The organism is Bacillus sp. EU52 (assembly GCF_037964975.1).
Taxonomy (GTDB): domain Bacteria; phylum Bacillota; class Bacilli; order Bacillales; family Bacillaceae; genus Bacillus; species Bacillus subtilis.
Genome location: NZ_CP150177.1, coordinates 2319968 through 2338117 on the forward strand (window position 1 = coordinate 2319968; position 18150 = coordinate 2338117).

Annotated in this window: 15 protein-coding genes and 2 pseudogenes; 6 read left to right on the forward strand and 11 right to left on the reverse strand. The window is 34.5% G+C overall.

The features are described 5' to 3' along the window. Window positions 1-451: 451 nt before the first annotated feature. The gene (locus NSU05_RS11790; RefSeq protein WP_038429254.1) at window positions 452-1099 is read right to left on the reverse strand and encodes a hypothetical protein; all 648 of its coding nucleotides are present in this window, start codon (window positions 1097-1099) and stop codon (window positions 452-454) included. 609 nt (window positions 1100-1708) lie between these two features. Between NSU05_RS11790 and NSU05_RS11795 the strand changes: the two are divergent. Next, a pseudogene (locus NSU05_RS11795) lies at window positions 1709-1795 on the forward strand (hypothetical protein); the annotation flags it as partial. A gap of 51 nt (window positions 1796-1846) precedes the next feature. Here the strand turns inward: NSU05_RS11795 and NSU05_RS11800 are convergent. From NSU05_RS11800 to NSU05_RS11810, 3 genes and pseudogenes are all read right to left on the reverse strand, one after another. Then, complete coding sequence (locus NSU05_RS11800; RefSeq protein ID WP_038429255.1) at window positions 1847-2377, reverse strand: hypothetical protein; 531 nt, start codon at window positions 2375-2377, stop codon at window positions 1847-1849. A 249-nt stretch (window positions 2378-2626) separates the two neighbouring features. Then, window positions 2627-2869 (reverse strand): annotated as a pseudogene (locus tag NSU05_RS11805) (peptidoglycan-binding domain-containing protein); the annotation flags it as partial. A gap of 175 nt (window positions 2870-3044) precedes the next feature. Continuing rightward, window positions 3045-4049 carry a DGQHR domain-containing protein gene (locus NSU05_RS11810; RefSeq protein ID WP_038429256.1) on the reverse strand — a complete coding sequence of 335 codons (1005 nt, stop codon included), beginning with the start codon at window positions 4047-4049 and terminating at the stop codon, window positions 3045-3047. A 147-nt stretch (window positions 4050-4196) separates the two neighbouring features. Between NSU05_RS11810 and NSU05_RS11815 the strand changes: the two genes are divergently transcribed. Further along, complete coding sequence (locus tag NSU05_RS11815) at window positions 4197-4532, forward strand: helix-turn-helix transcriptional regulator (RefSeq protein WP_038429257.1); 336 nt, start codon at window positions 4197-4199, stop codon at window positions 4530-4532. Window positions 4533-4575: 43 nt separating this feature from the next. On the opposite strand, the gene NSU05_RS11820 is transcribed toward NSU05_RS11815, so the two are convergent. Both NSU05_RS11820 and NSU05_RS11825 read right to left on the reverse strand, forming a co-directional pair. Further along, a complete protein-coding gene (locus tag NSU05_RS11820) occupies window positions 4576-6339 on the reverse strand; it encodes an ATP-dependent helicase (protein WP_038429258.1) in 1764 nt (587 codons plus the stop codon). Continuing rightward, window positions 6323-8212 (reverse strand): AAA family ATPase, encoded by a 1890-nt coding sequence (locus tag NSU05_RS11825; protein WP_038429259.1) that lies wholly within the window; start codon window positions 8210-8212, stop codon window positions 6323-6325. Before NSU05_RS11825 ends, NSU05_RS11820 begins: the two co-directional genes overlap by 17 nt. Window positions 8213-8415: 203 nt before the next feature. Here NSU05_RS11825 and NSU05_RS11830 point away from each other — a divergent pair, with 203 nt between their 5' ends. Then, window positions 8416-9648, forward strand: coding sequence for a DNA polymerase IV (locus NSU05_RS11830; protein ID WP_038429261.1), 1233 nt, complete (start codon window positions 8416-8418; stop codon window positions 9646-9648). 14 nt (window positions 9649-9662) lie between these two features. Beyond that, window positions 9663-10004, forward strand: a complete 342-nt coding sequence (locus NSU05_RS11835) for a YolD-like family protein (RefSeq protein ID WP_038429262.1) — start codon at window positions 9663-9665, stop codon at window positions 10002-10004. A 40-nt stretch (window positions 10005-10044) separates the two neighbouring features. On the opposite strand, the gene NSU05_RS11840 is transcribed toward NSU05_RS11835, so the two are convergent. Genes NSU05_RS11840 through NSU05_RS11860 form a run of 5 tightly spaced genes read right to left on the reverse strand, consistent with a single transcriptional unit; the run spans window position 10045 to window position 15974 of the window. Continuing rightward, on the reverse strand, window positions 10045-10524 hold the full coding sequence (locus tag NSU05_RS11840; protein WP_038429263.1) for a DUF6262 family protein: 480 nt from the start codon (window positions 10522-10524) through the stop codon (window positions 10045-10047). Window positions 10525-10532: 8 nt separating this feature from the next. Then, window positions 10533-12182, reverse strand: a complete 1650-nt coding sequence (locus NSU05_RS11845) for a site-specific integrase (protein WP_082200956.1) — start codon at window positions 12180-12182, stop codon at window positions 10533-10535. Continuing rightward, window positions 12182-14371 (reverse strand): site-specific integrase, encoded by a 2190-nt coding sequence (locus tag NSU05_RS11850; protein ID WP_052124608.1) that lies wholly within the window; start codon window positions 14369-14371, stop codon window positions 12182-12184. The genes NSU05_RS11845 and NSU05_RS11850 overlap by 1 nt, the downstream gene beginning before the upstream one ends. 2 nt (window positions 14372-14373) lie before the next feature. Beyond that, on the reverse strand, window positions 14374-15525 hold the full coding sequence (locus NSU05_RS11855) for a tyrosine-type recombinase/integrase (protein ID WP_038429264.1): 1152 nt from the start codon (window positions 15523-15525) through the stop codon (window positions 14374-14376). A gap of 47 nt (window positions 15526-15572) precedes the next feature. Further along, entirely contained in the window at window positions 15573-15974 is a 402-nt protein-coding gene (locus NSU05_RS11860; RefSeq protein WP_339203985.1) for a hypothetical protein, read from the reverse strand. 165 nt (window positions 15975-16139) lie between these two features. On the opposite strand from NSU05_RS11860, the gene NSU05_RS11865 reads away from it, so the two are divergent. Together NSU05_RS11865 and NSU05_RS11870 are read left to right on the forward strand one after the other, a co-directional pair. Continuing rightward, on the forward strand, window positions 16140-16346 hold the full coding sequence (locus NSU05_RS11865; RefSeq protein WP_004398642.1) for a YqzH family protein: 207 nt from the start codon (window positions 16140-16142) through the stop codon (window positions 16344-16346). A 543-nt stretch (window positions 16347-16889) separates the two neighbouring features. Further along, window positions 16890-18122 carry an MFS transporter gene (locus NSU05_RS11870; RefSeq protein ID WP_038429267.1) on the forward strand — a complete coding sequence of 411 codons (1233 nt, stop codon included), beginning with the start codon at window positions 16890-16892 and terminating at the stop codon, window positions 18120-18122. Window positions 18123-18150: the final 28 nt, after the last annotated feature.

Genomic DNA, 18150 nt, shown 5'->3' on the forward strand with positions numbered 1-18150 from the left:
AAAAACGTTTCACAAGAACCATCCATTAGGGACAGAGCTTTTTGTCATTTTAGTAACTTTTCCAACTCGGCTTTCATTTTAGGACCATAAATCCCATCAGCAGCCAGCCCGTACATTGACTGGGTACCGTTTGACCCCATATGATGTTTTGGACAGTTACGCGTGAAGGATTTAAAAGGAGCTACCAGTTTTATTAGCTTAGATTCTGTATTGCAGCAAATTTACAAAAGTAAAGACCCTCTCCAAATCAGAAGAGGGTCTTACTAATTTTTGTGTACTTTTTTTCTTTCTATAACAAAAGATACAATGATAAGAACCAGAGCAACTGTTATATAAGGAGTATCATTATTTATATTTAATGTGAAAGAAACAATGATGTAGAGTAATAATAACCCCACTAAGATGTAATTAATAATTTTGTGCATGTTATCACCCTGAATCTTAATTTTTATTAAACTTTAGGTACACAAGTCCAAACATTTCCGATATACATAATATAGAAACCTTTGTCATTCCAATCACAGAGCCCTACGCCTGCCGACAATGCCGCTAATCCAGAAGCCACTAATACCGGAACACCTAATTCAGAAGCAAGCAAAGCTACTCCCGCCCCTGCTGCAATTAACTTGGTTGCTTTCGATGCTTTTGAGTGTGAGATGTACCAAGAGCCTTTTTGTGAGACATCACCACTTGATTCAGCGAAATGAATATCGGAGATATTTTCACCTAGAGTATATTGCCCAGAATTAATTCCATCGTTTAAGTTCTCCAATACAGCATTAAATTCATTGTATGCTTTTTCACTTACATTTGCTTCTTTTGCATTTTTATAGTAGTTTTCCGCTAATCCTTTGTTATTAACAATAGCTTTTTCTTCTAAATCTGAGTTAGCAATTTCAAACGCTAAATCTAAGTCAGTATTATCTTCACTAAGATCTGTAGGAGTTCCATATTTTTCAGTAAACTCCTCTTCAGTTAATGGTTGATTACAACCTTTAGAAACCTCAGGCTCAGCAGTTTTTGCGGATGCAAAGGATGGCAACGTAAGACTAGAAACGAGTGCAACAGACATTACAGAACTAAAGATTTTTAATTTCATAATATTTCCTCCTCCTTGGTTAAACCCTAACAAACTTTAAAATAGAAAAAAACCCCTAACCCATTATTTGGTTAATAAATACTAAGCGTATCTTTTTTTGGTTAGTTAATTTGTCGTTTGGTTTTTTTAAAAGGAGGGAATTTCGTTTTAGATATAGATTAGTGCTTTAGGGATACCTATTATCAACACAACTGAACATGTTCGTTACATAGAAAAGGTAAAACAGAGGGCTATTCATTTGTACGGAAAGAATCCGACTCTGAATCATTTGATAAGAAGAACTGAAGAGAATGAACAGGATATTCGTGCAGCTGTGAAAAGTCTAATGACGTATGGGAAATTGAAGTGGGATAAAAGAAAAGAGGAATGGGACGTAAATAATCAAACGCTCACTTTCTTTAGTAAGCTTTTATGAGTTTGCTAATTCAGCAGCTCTTGATCTTTGATCATTATTGCCGTATTCATGATTGGCAATATAATAGGTGCTTCGTTTCTTTCACTTGTAAAATACGATATAAATGATCAAATATGGGCACAATATTGAAACGCTATTAATTTTGTAAAAATCAAGCTTTTCTTGCTCGGTCAATTCTTCACCACTTTCTATACTCGGAAGCGGTTCTTAGGGCAGTTACCTGGACACCTGCCGGAACAGCACTTCATCGAGCTGGACTTACTGGAGAACACAAAGCGTAACTACTATAAAATAGATTGCAAGAATATATCCTTGCAATCTATTTCTTTTGATTAACGTTTATGAAACTCAACATGTTTATTATCGCGATCGAACCAACCTTTGAATGCCCAGTTAATCCAACTGCCGTCTCCATTATTATCAAATGAGCCATCTTCAAAGACCCAAATTCCGTAAGTAATACCATCATAAACAGCAGAGCCGTAGAATTTTACACCTCTAAACCGTTCTTGATATTCTTGGTTTAAATTAAATACCATAACATTATAGTTTCCATTTGCAGCATAGAAAGCAGTTTCCATTACATTTTTGACCCATCCGCCTCGGTTTTGATTAGATTTAACAGCATTGGCAATGCGATCAGCGATACCAAGTACGTCAAAATCCACATTTACATTCCCACCAACACCAGAGGCTTTAAAGTTTGAATTTGATTCTTGTGCAATTTCTAATGGATTGACCACAGCTGAAACTTGAGGTGCACTAATTTCGTTTGGCTTACTAGCCGCAGATGCACTTTCTGCAATAGGTAAAGTTAAAGATAAAGCTAAGCATGCCCCAACTAACTTTCTAGAGATTTTCATCGCTTCTTCCTCCTTAAATTGGAATTTTAATTGCAATTTTATATTAAATTAGAAAATCATTTTGAAGAAGAGTCTTAATTCTTAATCTACATATAATTCTAATTGAGGTGTTTTTTTAAATGAATGTTCAAACTTTGCCGGGAGAAAGGTAAAAAGCAATATGTATTGTCTCACTATATTGTGTATTATATTTAACTCGAAGGCGAACAAAATACCCTCCCTTGGTAAAAAGAGAGGGATTTTTCACTATTATAGTAGAGCTTCAAGTTTCGCTTTAGTCCTAGGTTCATAAATTCCATCAGCAGAAAGCCAATTCATCAGTTGAAACCGTTTGACTGCGTTGCTGTTTTCGGACCATACACGCCGTCACTACCGTTATTCTTCGCCCCTTTGTCCGGATAGATTTAAGAAAAAATGAGGAACGAGGCCGTTCATTGTTTTCTGTTAAAGAGGCGCTAGAGCTTTCTGAATTTGTATTACCGTTCTCCTTCTCATCTTTCTTTGAAAACACCAGTCGGGAAGCCGGTAGGATCGAGTTGTTAATGTATATTTACTGCTATCAAAACCACAATGACTATGCAGTGTAAAGGTTTTTTCCACCAAATTCTTTCACCAATTTTGCAGATATAATATAGGCATGGTTACTACTAAAATTGATAACAAAAACTTAAATATTCATTTGGACTTCTAAATCTTTTGCAAGTGTTTTAGAGCCTGAGAGTCCTTTTAAATATTTCATTTCCCCTTGGTTTGACCAATTCACTTTGTTTATCCTTGTAAGATATTTATTCAATTTTGAACTGTCTACTTGGTTACTCTCTTCAATCATGCACTTTACTAATAATTTTGAGCCTAAAATTGATAAAGCGTTAATACATACAATATGAGTAAGTTTTGATTCTTTATAGTTGCCCCAATCATCCGGAAAAACTTTTTTGATATTTTCGAAATAAAGCATTGAAATGATAAGTATCTTCTCTTTATTTAGTTTTTTCAACTTAGGATGCTTCGTTAAGTAAATAAGCGCTTTGTATATGTTTTGAAGAGTTATATGCTTTGCAGTACTTCTTTTTCCCACAATTGTTCCCAATTCGTGAAATGGACTGTCCGCTTGGGTAATTAATTGGGTAGCCACCCAACTTAAATCATCTGATTCCCTTTTTAAATACCTGCTGAGAGATGAACCTATTCCCTTAGCTTCTGTATTTATCGTATCAAACAGTCTGATTTCTTCATCATCATCTAGATAATGAAATGCTAGTATTGGTACATTTATTTGTGCATTCGTTTCTTTTAAATATAGCTCAATGCCGCCTAATCTGTGTTGACCATCCATTAAGGAACCTTTTTTCTTGCATACTAGACGTCCAAATGAAGTTCTTGATTTATCATAGGGTGTAAAATCCCATTCTCCCCCTGCATTTATCAATATAGGTGTGAACAAAGCCTCGTTTCCTTTTGATAAATAGATTGAAAAGTCAACGCATCTTTTTTTACTAACCGGTCTTTGATACCCTTTCTCAGATGGATCATTATAAGGCTTTATAAAAGTCATTTTAATTGCATCAGTAGCTGCTACACTGCTTTGATAAACCACTTTGCCTCTCATCTTAGATTGAATAACATTTTCAATTACTATTGTATTTGACAACTGCTTTTTCTCTTCAAACATTTAAAAAATTGACCTCCTTAATCGAACAATAAAATATAAAAAACAATATAGTACTTATAAGTTCAATTTTCAATGGTAATATTACAATTTAATTATCTGTTAACTTAACTCACCTCTCTCTAATCTTGAGAGAGAGGTGAGTTAAGAATGAATGAGCTAATTTTATTTGTTGGTCACAAAATAAGAGATTTAAGAAAAGCAAAGGGCTGGACACAAGAAAATTTTGCAGAAAAATCCGGTTTTCAGAGCTCGTATATAGCAGGTGTGGAGCGCGGCGAGAGAAACATAACGTTGGATACACTTGATCGATTACTTGAAGTCCTTGAGATTACTCCCTCAATGTTTTTTTTCACTGAGAATATCCAATTAGCAAAGCTTAAGGAGCATACCGAATTTTTGTCTACTAGATCTATTTCTGAAATAGAGCTTATAAATCAAATATCAAAAGTTGTCCTTGAATTTAACGAAAAAAATAAAGGTTGAAAAAACTGATTTTCATTTATCAGTTTTTTCAACCTTTAATTCTCTATATAAACTTTACGTTGTCTTGCAAATACTCGAGTTCTTCAGCTTTTAATAAAGGCGCCCATATACATAGGAGTTTTCTTGCCCTAGAAAACGCTACATACCCTATTCTGGCCTCTTCTGACTTTTGATTATTAGCCAACCACTCGTTAAGTTCATTTTGTGTTTCAGCTAGTACTAATACACATTCGGCCTCCATCCCTTTAGCTGAATGTATACTCTTAATATTACTCAGTTTCTGAGTGTATTGATGTTCATACAATAGGCTTTCAACCAGTTCAGACAGTTTAATTGTTTTTACTTCTCTTTTTGACCCCTTCCAATCATAATCGAGCATCCTCAACTTTCTATTTACTTTTCTCTCAAATACCTTTTCAGATGTTTCACCTATAAATTCTTTCAGCTCCACAAACAGTTTATCTGGAGTCATTTGATTAAGGTCTAAGCTATCTATATAAAGTATTGTGAATACATTTAATTTCTTCCACATAAAAGCATCATATTGAATGTCGGTTAACTTAATGTACGCTGGAGGAGCATTGAAGAAGAGATAACTTAAGCTTTCTGAAATATAATTTATTGCCTCATCTAATTGGTTGCTCTTTTTGAAAGCAATAGCGATTAATAGATTTTTTAGTATAAGATATCTCCTATAGTGATGGTTCTTTAATTTATCTAAAAATGGGTTCACCTCGAAGTTACTTTCTTTTATAATTTGGTTTATCTGCTTATGAAGTTTATTTTGCCTCGTTAATATTAGAAATGGGATTTGACCTTCATCAATTTTTATCTTTGCTTGTTCTCTCTGAAAAATTTCAATAACTTCTTTCATTTCTTTTTTATTTGTTATAAATAAAACTTTTTCCTTTAAGGATGTATGTTCACTAGCATCATTTTGGATAATATCCGTTTTTCGATTGGTAAACTGTACAATATTACTCGTACTTCGAAAATTATTGATTAAATTATACCTTTTGAATTTTTCATCTTTATCCTTAGACGTAAAAATAATTGGTTCTGCTCCCGTAAAGCTAAATATAGATTGATTAGCATCTCCTACACAAAAAAATGAAGAATGCGTTAACAAGGAGAACACTTTATCTTGATAATATGTTACATCTTGATATTCATCCATTAATATAAAAGGAAAACGTAAACTGAAAGCTTTTTTTATATGCTCATATTTTTTTAAAATTTCATAAGAAACATAGATTGCTGTTTGTTGATCTATGTACCCCTTCTGTTTCAACATTTTTTTCCATTCCCTAGCTACTTGTGAAGGTATTTGTCCTCTAAAGCAATAAGGACGACCATCTTTATCATGTCCCAAACTTTCAAAAGCCGCTAATTCACTTTCTGTTATAGTGTATTGAGACTTATTTAACATCTCACCCACTTCTCTCTTTAATCCTCTTACAAAACCAATTGGTGTAACCTTAAATTGTTCATTCTGATTTAACAAATGAGAATATGGTTTTATAACATTCTCATATAGAAATGAATGAATTGTTCCAATAAAGAACTCTTTTGGCGGTACAATTTGTTCCTTTTGCAATCTTGATATAATCTCGTCTTTTGCTGCATTTGTATAAGTAATACATGCAATTCCAGAGTAAGACTTTTTGCGATTTTCAATTATATATTTTAATCTTTGGATCAGTAAAGTTGTTTTACCGCTCCCAGGTCCTGCATGTACAACAATTGAATTTTCTATGGGTTGTTCTATAATTTCTCGCCTGTACTTTTCATTATCTATTAGTAGCATCAGATTCATCCCGTTCTTTAAGAAATTCAAAGGCTTTTCTAATATATGATGGTATATTAATCGTTTTTCCATCGTTTATTTCATCTAATATATATTGAGAAAACTGACCTTTTTCTTTTGAGATTAATTCATAGGCTTCTTTGGCAAACTCGTGACCTTCTAAACCTCTAATGATTGTACGATCTTTAGCTGTTCCTATTTTGTGTTTTTCAATTAATTCAAGAAAGAATTGTTGATTATTTTCTAAAATTAAATCATACTCAAAGGTTTTTAAATTGGTTGATATATATACATTTTCTTGTTCACAATAGTCTGATTTAAGGTTCGCTGTTCTCGAGCATATTTCATATTGACCTTCTTTAAAGGGATAAACTTTTTCCTTGAGAATCTTACCATCCGTCCCTCGAACTTCTTCTCCGTTTTCATTTCTCACTGGAATAGCTTCTGGATCACTATCCGTTAAAACTGCACACTTTATATCCAATCCTTTATCGCTAAACAACTGTAAGAATGGCCTAAATGCTACCCCGTCTACTGAAATTAAGGATATTCCCTCACTTTCCAAGGTATTCTCCCAACCTGAACCATTATCTTTAGAGTTGTACAATATAGAAAAAAACTTTGGCATTAATAGCCGTTCTGCAATACCTTCTAATAATAAAACTTTTTTCCCAAAGAAAATGTCGGATTTAGTTGCGTCCAGCCACCTTTTCAAGTGTTGTTTATATTCCCTTTGCTCTTTATTGTTCGAATCAAAAATTGTGCCAATTCGTCTTGAATAGTTTCTTCCAGATTTCTTATAAAAAACAATTAAACTGTCTAAATCTGCATGAGAACTCACATGAGTGGAATGTGTTGTCATAATTACTTGTCCAACTACTTCTTGCCCAAAAAAATATTTAGCTAAGTATTTTTGTAAATGCGTATGGAGATGCGCTTCTGGTTCTTCAACAATTAAAATAGGAAATAGATAGTTTGAATTCTGTTTTAACTCTTTTAGGGTTGTAAATTTTGTTAATAACATGCTTATGTAAAGTAAATTGTTATAGCCTAATCCGTTTATATTAACTGGATGCGCATTTTCGCCGACCGATCCAATTAAAACCTTCAAATCCCTTAGAAGAGAAGCATAATCATTTTCGCTCATTTGTATCTTTACTTCTTGTCTTGAAAAACCAGTAATTTTCCCCAAGAACCTATTAATATGAGCTTGTGTCTCTTGCACACCGTTACCTTTTATAATTTCTTTATTTAGTGCTTCTAATTTTTTAGATATCCTGTCTAATTCATTCTCTTTTATATCAAGACTTTTCAATATCTGTTGTAATTGCCCTGATGACTTTTTTAATTCAGACGTCGCATCTCTTAGTGCTCCTACGTACTCAATCCCAAACTTAGCTAACATGTTAAAATCAAATGCATCAGTTGTTTCAATGTCCCCTCCATAAATCACCCATTCGTACTCGTGTAATGGAAGTTGAATTTCACTAATGGACTTAGACTTTTTTGGAAGTTTGGCAGAAATATTTGATTTAGGCCTAAATTTATAAGTGAGCTTTGCTTCTTCTGGATTTCTAGTTAACCACTTACTAGTCACAGCTAGTTCATCTTCTGTCTTAATGCCTCTCAGTGTTATTTCTATTTTAACCTCTGGCCATTTATCCTTAATGATTAAGCCACTCCAAAAATCTTCTTGCTGCAAAGTCTTTTTAGCTAATGAATAGTTTCTATTAAAAACTAAATTGAGGCTCTCTAAGAAATTTGATTTTCCAACATTATTTTCGCCTATTATTATGGACAATCCTTCATTTAAGCTTATTTTAAAATCATTAAAGCTCCTATAATTTTGAATATGAACCTGAGATATATACATACTTTCCTCCTTGTTTATTGTAATCACATATTTGTTTTGCTCCTTTATCTTTATAATCGACATATTTTTCTAGACTTCCATTTTTTTCGAAAAACTTTGTGCACTCCTTATCATTTATAACCATTGAACGCTTTATTTACCAGTATAAATTCAGCAGCATTTCGGTTAAAATATAAACAGAACAAACGTTCGGGAGTGGTTTTATGACTGAAAGAAACATTCTTCTTGTCGATATGGAGTCATTCTACGCTTCTGTAGAAAAATCAACAGCACCTCACCTTAGAAATCAGCCTGTTATCGTATCAGGGGATCCCGAAAGACGCAGCGGTATTGTGCTAGCTGCTTGTCCCATAGCTAAACAATTTGGTGTAAAAAATGCTGAACTGCTCTGGGAGGCACAAATAAAATGTCCAAATGCGATTATCTTGCGTCCTCACATGCAACAATACATTAATGTCTCTGTTATGATTACTGAATTACTTGAGCAGTATACAGACTTAGTTGAACCGTTTTCAATCGACGAACAATTCCTTGATATAACTGGAAGCACTAAACTATTTGGTGCTCCTGAAGTTATCGCAAAAAAAATACAAGCCTCTATTAGGAGTAAAACAGGCATTTATGCCCGTGTTGGAATAGGTCCAAATAAAGTATTGGCCAAAATGGCGTGTGATCATTTTGCTAAAAAAAATACATCAGGTATCTATGAACTGAATTTCTCAAATTTAAAGCAAGATTTATGGCCATTACCTGTTGGTAAGCTGTTTGGTGTAGGAAAACGGATGGAAAAACATTTAAACAGAATGGGAATCAGCACAATTGGAGGATTAGCAGTTCATCCCAGAGCACTCCTGAAAAAACGTTGGGGAATTAATGGAGAACTTTTGCAAAGAACCGCCAATGGAATAGACCCTTCCCCTGTAACAGTAAACACACATGACCAACAAAAGGCGATTGGACATAATATGACCCTTCCTTACGACTACAGTACCTTTGAAGATATTAAGGTTATTTTACTTGAACTAAGTGAAGAGGTGGCTCGCAGAGCTCGTTTTAAGCACTACATTGGACATACAGTATCTGTAAGCATTCGTGGAGCTGATTTTAATTTTATCTCAGGATTTCATCGGCAAAAAAAGCTAGATTCTCCTACCCATTTCGGAATGGACATTTTTAATGCAGCCGTAGAATTATTTCAGCAACATTGGGATGGCCAACCTGTTCGGAGTATCGGAATTACCCTTTCTCAATTACAGTCAGATCGCTATTATCAACTTAACTTGTTTGAACTTCATCAAAAAAAAGAAAACTTGAGTAAAGTATTTGATGAAATTCACACAAAGTACGGTCCTGCTTCTTTACTTCATGCCTCTTCTTTAACAAAGGCCGGCCAAGCGAACCATCGTGCTGAAAAAATAGGAGGACATTACAAATAATCGAGGTGATATTTATGAATCCCAATAAGTTAACACCAGGCTATAACCTCATGTGGGAATCAAGCCGTATGATGCTACCTGAACATCGAGAGTTATTACTAGATAAAAGGCGGAAAGAGAGAGAATTTCGCCAAAGCAAGCTTAGTGACGACCAATTAGATGAAATCAATCGTATCATTTTACAATCTATAAACGAGGATCGCGCTATCACGATCACGTATGCTTCAACTTATGAGAAAAAACATTTTTGGGGATGGGTGACACAAGTTAAGCAACACCAATTAAAAATCATTAACGATGAAGATGCAATAACAATACCCTATCAACAAATTATTTCAGTTGAACTGTCTTATTAGAAGCCGACTATCTCAAAATAGTCGGCTTCTTTGATCCATGTTATAAATCAGGCTGATCATCATATTCAAGACCATGCAAGTGTAATTTTCTAGTTAACATCAAATTATGATGCAATAATCTTTGATGCCGAACTTTCAACTCTTCATAATCTTGCGCATGTGCCTTCGAACGATTCTTTTCATTTTTGTATGCTTCTTCAAGTCGATGAATTTTAGTTTCTTTTTTTTGTAATTCAGCTTTTAAACAAGCAATTTTTTTTTCAAGTTTATCTTCCTCAGTAAGGTCATTTTTTTTAGAAATCTTTATATTCTCACCGTGCCAATTTTTATCCCAAAGAGAACGCAAATGTGGTTTATAGAGCACTGTGCGGCTTAATTGTGTTAACTCCGAGAGTTTTTTTGCAGTAATTCGAGAATTTGGTCCTTCTAAATCACGAAAATACTGAATTGCCCAATTGACTTTTTCAATACTTTCGTTTCTCTTTCTCTGCTGCAACATTAAGATTCCCTCATTAGGCATACGAAAAATCACTCCCAATTATATGGTTTCAAATCCTTTTTAGCTTTATTTAAGACCAACTTTTCCTTAAAATGAGCAACCCCATTTTCGCATATGGAAATAATCCTTTCGAGATAACTTAGATTGCGAACAGCATTTTCAAAATGGGCTGCACGCCTGGAATCTCCTGAAGTTCTATCAATAACTTTCTCCCAGTAAGCATATTCGACCCTATAATCAGATAGATATTCAATTTTTGGTACAAACCAATCACATGCATAACACTCAAAATGCACTGAAGTACCTTGAGGATTACAGCCTGAGATATCACTGCAAATACCGACACCCTTTTTCCCATTAGCCTCCCACGTTAAATAACGCCTAGGATCTTTAGATAATTGGTGAGTTGTCCTTTCATCTAAATTTAGAATTTTCCCTTTGAATTCCACAGCACTTTCATAAGGTTTACTCAATTGGGAAATTCCTAAATGAATTTTCTTGTGCTTTTCAACCAGCTGATGAGTGTAGAATTTTGTCATGGATTCATTTTTATGTCCAGTTAGGCGGCGAACTTGTTCAATTGTATATCCAACGGTATATAACCTCTCAGTTACAGCGCTATGCCGAAAATGATGAGTGGTGGGGATTATTAATTGATTATGTTTATTTCTTATGTTCATAATTAAACCCATTTGTTTCAACAAATCATTTATTTTTGGTCCTGTCCAATTATATAGTTGATTAGTAAATTTTTGATTAAAACGAAAGTTTAAACCGTTGTCATCATAAAAATTCCATCTCCTAATAAGAAAAAGGTAGTCGTGTTTTTGATTTTGGGCGATTGGATATTTAGAAAGATTTGAGTTAGTTTGTTCTTGAAGTTTTTTAATGAGGTCAATTACGTATTTTCCATGGCCTTGATATACTACAGGGATTGATTTAATTACAGGCTTACCATAGCCTCCACTTTGTTTAAAAGTGGGGATTTGAATTACATATTCACTATAAAAACTCTTAAGACAATCCCTTTTCATAGATAATACTTCCGTAATGCGATTTGGAAAGGAACGAATAAGCCAATACAATGTTCGAAATTCTAATGGTATATTTAATTGTTCATCTTTCAGAAGAGTATCCCAGATTTTAAGATCCTCAGAACTAATTAAATTTTCTTTTTTATATCTACTTTGCTTAAAAGGATTTATTCTTTTAGATGGTATGTTCTTAAGGTTTTCATCAAAATCAGAAATCTTTGTAAAGAAATTATGAACTGAAGCATAAGTCACTTGTTTGTTGTTCATTGAATAAGAAGAGAGGTTCAAAGAATATTCAAAGGCATTAACATGTTGTCTAGTTATTTTTTCTATCTCTAAATAACCAAATTGCTTTACAATGAATTTTAAAAAACGGGCAATATTTAAACACTTTTTTTGTATGGTGCTCACTTGATTATCACATAAGAGAGCATAATATTTCACCGACTCTTTATATTGAATTGGTACCTGATGAAAAACTAAGGTATAGGAGCCTTTAGGAAGGGAATCTTTATGTCTCTTTTCGAAATACCAAGAGTCATCAAAAAAATCAAAGTACCCAAGTTGGTCTATACGACGTATTAAAAATTCTTTAAGATTTTTTGAATAATTCTCTCTTAAATGAAACTGTTTTTTTATATTCATTAAAAATTCAAATCCCTCTCTTTCATAAATTTTTCTAGCTGTTCAATAGTATTCTTGTACAGATTAAGCAGATGATTCTCATGCTGAAAATCTCTATAGTCTTTATAGTTTTCGATACCCTGCCTTATCATTAGCGAACGTAAATCGTAAACATATTTCTGTTGTTCTCGATAAAGTTTTCTCCACATAGGAAGTTTTTGCGGTCCAGTTAACAGGAAAGAACAACCCACACAGGACCTTTTTTTGCAGGGACCAAAAGAAACATGTTTAACACAGCTACCATGACCTTCAGGCGTTTCCCGAGCACCTAACATAATTTCTTGCTTAAGCTGCTCAAAATCATGAGGATTATAAGATTCAACAGTTTTTTTATCAAGTGTATGGAATAACTCCTCAAAAAGTTTTTGATCAAGCTTAGCTATCTTTAACGAATCAACATCTTGATAATATTGTTGGGTTGTTTTTTCTACTAAATGCCCTAATATCTGAGAAACATCTGTGATAGAACTTCCCTCACTTAATAAAGAAACAGCTAATGTTTTTCTGCATTGATGATTGGCATAATGAAAAAGATTACCTGTATGATCTTTAATCTGATGTTTTTTTATACATTTATTAATCTCATTGGAAACCATATTGCCCGTATAACGTTTTATAGAGCTTCTATGTATATCATCGATAAGGATAAAAATAAAATTTGTATTACCTAAAGCCCTAAGGTCAGAGGTATTATCAATTTGCTCTCGAATTTTTGTTATAAGTTCCTCATTAGTCAAAGGAATCGTATGAAAATCATCTAAACCTTTTTTACGTCGTTCTTTTAAATTTTTTGAAGCTAAAAACTCGAGGAAAAACGTTTTTTCTTTTTGGTCGTAGACTAAGCAATCTGTTGTTAGATTTAATACCTCTGAAACTCTCATTCCCGTATTCATCATAATCAGCCAAATAAGTTGAATACTTCTGGAACATTCATGAATAACATTAGTTAACTGTTCAATTATTTCTTCAGGAATATACTTTGCATTCTTCACAAACGAATTTATATTGTAATACTTAAAACGTCTAAAAGGATTATTTAATGAGTTATTAGGGTTTCTTTTTTTATTTAACCAGTCAAAAAACATTCGAGCCTCAGAGAAAGATCCCTGAATGGTTTTAGGTGAATATTTATTTTTCCCCTTTAATTTAAGTTGATGCAAAACATCATTAATATTTAGTACATCTACATAAGTTAGATCTAGCAATGATTGAAAGCTTATCCCAGTGCTAACGAGAGCATTCCCTATCCTCATTACATTAGAGTATCTCCGTGCAATTGCTTTTTCATTTTCTCCTTTTTGCCACCAATTAAAAAGATATTGTTGAATCTCAGACTTCAAATTGTTCGGTAAGCATTCAAACTTTAATACCTGTACATTAACCTGCTGTATATTCTTAATCAACAAAAACCATTTATCTAAGCCAACTCCAACAATGCTTTTCTCTAAAGAGTATTTTTTATTGTTTAATAAATTAGTAAATAAACTCTTTAGAGGTTCAGACAAATAACTGTACTGTAAATATTGCACACCAAATGCAAAAGAATAAAGATTCGAATAAGACACAACTTTATTTTTTTTGAATAGTGCATCTGTACATGAATATAGATAAGACACAAATTCTTGTTTTAATTCTTTTAGGCTCAAATTCATAAATTTTGAATAGGTTAAACATTTATAAAAAAGAGCTACTTTGCTTCTTTCTCCACCTTTAAATGCACTACGAAGTTGGGGTAAAGTAATTTGAATAAGAAATTTTTTCTCAACCATTACAATAAAATTTTTTAGATCTTCACTTTTTTGCATTCCACTACCTTTAGGATTCAGATTTTTGAGAATCTTTGTTACAGAAAAATAGGTACCCTGCTCTAAATATTGCTGTCCTATATATAATAAAAAGTCTTGAAACTGATTAGGAAATCCTAAAATGAAAAGTTCTTCAACATTTTTAAAAGATTTAATTCCATAGTTGTTAAAAACCAAGTAAAAAGAGTTTATATTCCTTTCAGTAAACACTTTTTCAATTTTCATTATAAATTCTTTTAATTCGGCATAACCTAATTGAATATTGAGTAAATGAATGCTATTTTGATTTACATCAATTATATAATTCGTAGGGGTTAAAGATTTGACCAGCTTTATATTTATCAAATTTAACCCTCTCCTTTATTGATTGATACGTTTTTTATTCTCTCTAAAATTTTTCGTTTTTGTCTCATACTATATCCCTTCTCATAACTTTTTATGCTTCTCTCGCTTCTCCATCCAAGCTCTTCATCAATGTATGTTTGAGTAATACCTAATTCAGGTTTGTCTCTCATCAATTCCACTAGTTGCTGCACTCTTGTGCTTCTGCCACTATGCGTTCTGATTTCGTTTCTTTTTAAACCTGACTTCTCTCCTGAATCTTTTAATATACGCAAAAAATTTCTAGGTTTTAGAGGTTGCCCCATGTGTTTGCCTTTAAGATTTAAGAATAAAAAATTCGAATAATTAATATCAGCAGAAGCCCTTTCAGTTATAATATATTCTTGGATTAAATCAACTAACGAGCTATAAATATGTATTGTACGTTCAGCTGTTTTAACTTGTGCCCGATTCTCAATATTCCGTTCTCTAACTATCTCTAATGTTGCCTCAAATGGATTAAAATGATTTATTTTTAATCCTAAAATTTCACCGATTCTCATTCCTGTTTCGACACTAATTGCGAAAACTGCTTCATCTCTAATAGTGGGTAGATTTTTTCTGATTGTTTCGACTTCTTTTTCCGTATACCATTTCAAATGATCTCTTTGCTTACGATAAGTCACTCTTGATAATAAAGTCGTTTCTATATCAAACTTCCATATCTGTCCATACAATAATTTGGTTTTATTAAAAGTTTTATTTGTGTCAGTAATACTATGAACAAGTAATGGATTAACGCTTATTTTCCTTTCATCTTCAAGCCAAAGGTAAAATGATTTTACTACGGTAATGTACAGTGACATTGCATTGTATGTAATTTGACTTTCATAATCAATTATTTTGTTACCTAGTCCAAGGAGATCTTTAATGTATTCCTCAATTACAGTCTTATCCACAACTTCTTTATAATGAATTTTATTAACTTTTAAAAAGCGAAAGTAACGTAAAAGCGCATATGCATATCTTTCGCCAGTGAGATAACTATTCAAACTCACAAAATCAAGCCAAAGACAAGCATCATGTATTGGTATTCCATTATCAGTAATCATATAACGCAGATCGTTTTTTGCCTTAGCTAATTCAACTCTTAGTTCAAGTCCATTATCATCTTTCAAGAAATCTTTCCCTCCCCCAAACTCACAGTTTATATTATACATTTTTGTTAGCTGTTATGTGATAACCTTGAGGATAAAGTCGAACTTTGTAAACTATGATTATATCGTGTAATTAATAGTAACAGAACATCGATGGAATACGGCTCCACAAGGTCTGTATACTCCTCGAGAATGGCCGTAATTTGCAGTGATACATCAATATACCGCTGCATACGCGGCCGGAGCACAACAGCCTCAGGACACTTTTCCTGCGCCTCCCACAGCCGTGAAGCATTCACCACACCCTTTTGTTTCGCCAGCGGGCAGGCAGCCAATACGACTCCGCCCCTTTTTTCAGGGTCACCCGAAACAATGACGGGCCTATTTTTCAAATGTGGATTTTCCGCTTTCTCTACAGATGCATAAAACGATTGCATGTCAACGAGAAAAATCACTTTTTCTTTCATCATACACACCTCTAAAAAGAACTTATGTTCGCTTTTCATTATATGCGAAAGTATGTTCGTTTTATACTGGTAAATGATTCTTGTCTGACAGAAAATATGATCCAAGGGTTTGAGAGAAGAAAAACATTTAGTAGAATAAAAGCGAAGCATAAGGATAGGAGAGTCATGATGGAGAAATTTGTCGAAAAAATGCTGGGACAGGCATTGCGGCAATACGGCAGAAACGTTGCTATAGATCCGTTAAGCCCGTATGAAAAACAAAGCCTGAAAGCGGCTCTACAAGAGAGACGGAATGAAGAACCAGATGAGGATTTGCATGCGCATATAGAAGATATCATTTATGACTATGTCACAAACCAAGGCCTGTTCTCTTAAACGCATGACTGTCAGTCTTTCAGCCGCTGATGCGGCTTCCCTTTGAAAACACCGCCTGAAACAAATAAACAGTCTCAGGCTTACAGAAAAAGCAGGATTTTCTCACGCTCCATAGATTCATATGGCCTGGCGTAAAATTCCCCCTCAGAACTCGCGCAAAACGGAATAAGCTGTCCATGATCACGCGTATACACTTTTTCGAAGAGATGTGCTCTCTTGTTCTGTCATGAGGCCCATGCCGGTTTTCAGCGTACATCTTGATCTCATAGCCGGTTTCACTGCCGATATGATCCACGTCCTGGCGGCTTAAACTCTTTTAATGTTTCAAACACACCCTCACTGAAATCGGACATCCCGTCATTTTCCTTCTTTCAAGATGTAAACTCCGTCAGCCACACGCATCCTCAACGCAAAGTATATTGCCATCCATACAATCAGGCATACTACATGTCAATAACGAAATATTTTGAACGATCTATTGGAGAAGGAAATTTTTTCATATATGATAGAGAAAGATCATACATACAGGAGAGAATATAATTCATGAAGAAATGGAAAGATATCCACCCGATCAGCTGGACAATTATAATCGGAACCATTTTCGGCAGAATGGCAACATCGATGAGCATTCCTTTTTTAGCGATTTATTTGACAGCCGTCCAAGGCGCATCAGCTTCCTATGCAGGGCTGGTCATCGCCGCGAGCTCATCAGTCGGCATCCTCGCAAGCTTTTACGGCGGATATATCTCAGATAAATTCGGCAGAAAAAACATGATGCTTGTATCAATTTTCGGATGGATGCTGGTATTTGCAGGCTTTGCGGCGGCATCTCATCTCTGGGTGTTTTTTGTAGTTAACGCATTAAACGGTCTTTGCAAATCACTGTTTGAGCCCGCTTCAAAGGCCTTGCTGTCTGATATGACAGAAGAAAAAACGAGACTGCTAGTTTTTAATTTACGCTATGCGGCTATTAATATCGGCGTTGTCTTCGGACCTGTGCTTGGCCTATATTTCGGCTCATCGCAATCGACTACGCCCTTTTTGGTGCCTGCAGTCATTTACGGACTATACGGAATTGTGCTTGCCCTCCAATTTAAAAAACATCCATCCTTATCAGCACCAGCCCAGTCCCGAAATATGAGCGTGCGGGAAGCGTTTATGGTCACGCAAAAGGATTATCTTTTTACCATTGCTTTGGTCGGCATTACGCTATGCACCTTCGGCTACTCACAATTCAGTTCCACATTCCCTCAGTATATGGCGCAGAACCCCTTGATCGACAATGGAACGAAGCTGTATGGGCTGATGCTGACATTAAACGCAATCGTTGTGTTGGCGACGCAATTTCCCATTGTCCATTTTGCAAAACGTTTTTCGCCGCTTTGTTCTCTTATGCTCGGTAATGTGATGGTTAGTATCAGCATGGCCATTTTTACCGTATCACACGGTGTTCCTTCAATTGTGATGATTGTCATCACATTTACAATCGGCGAAGTGCTTTTATTCTCTATGATGGATTTGTATGTAGACCAGATTGCAAAACCAGGATTAAAAGGCACTTATTTCGGGGCAATCGGTTTTTCACAGCTCGGAAACGTCATCGGCCCTTGGGTCGGGGGGATATGTATAGACCTGTTTGGCGCTGGCCGGCCGATTTATATTTTTTCTGTCCTGAGCGGCATTACCCTGCTCGGCCTGCCATTTTTAGCGTTCGCCTATCGGCAAATGAAAACAGAGACCACAAAACACCGTTCCCGTCTGGAAAAGCCGCTTTAAATAAAAAACGGAAGAGAATGAAACTCTC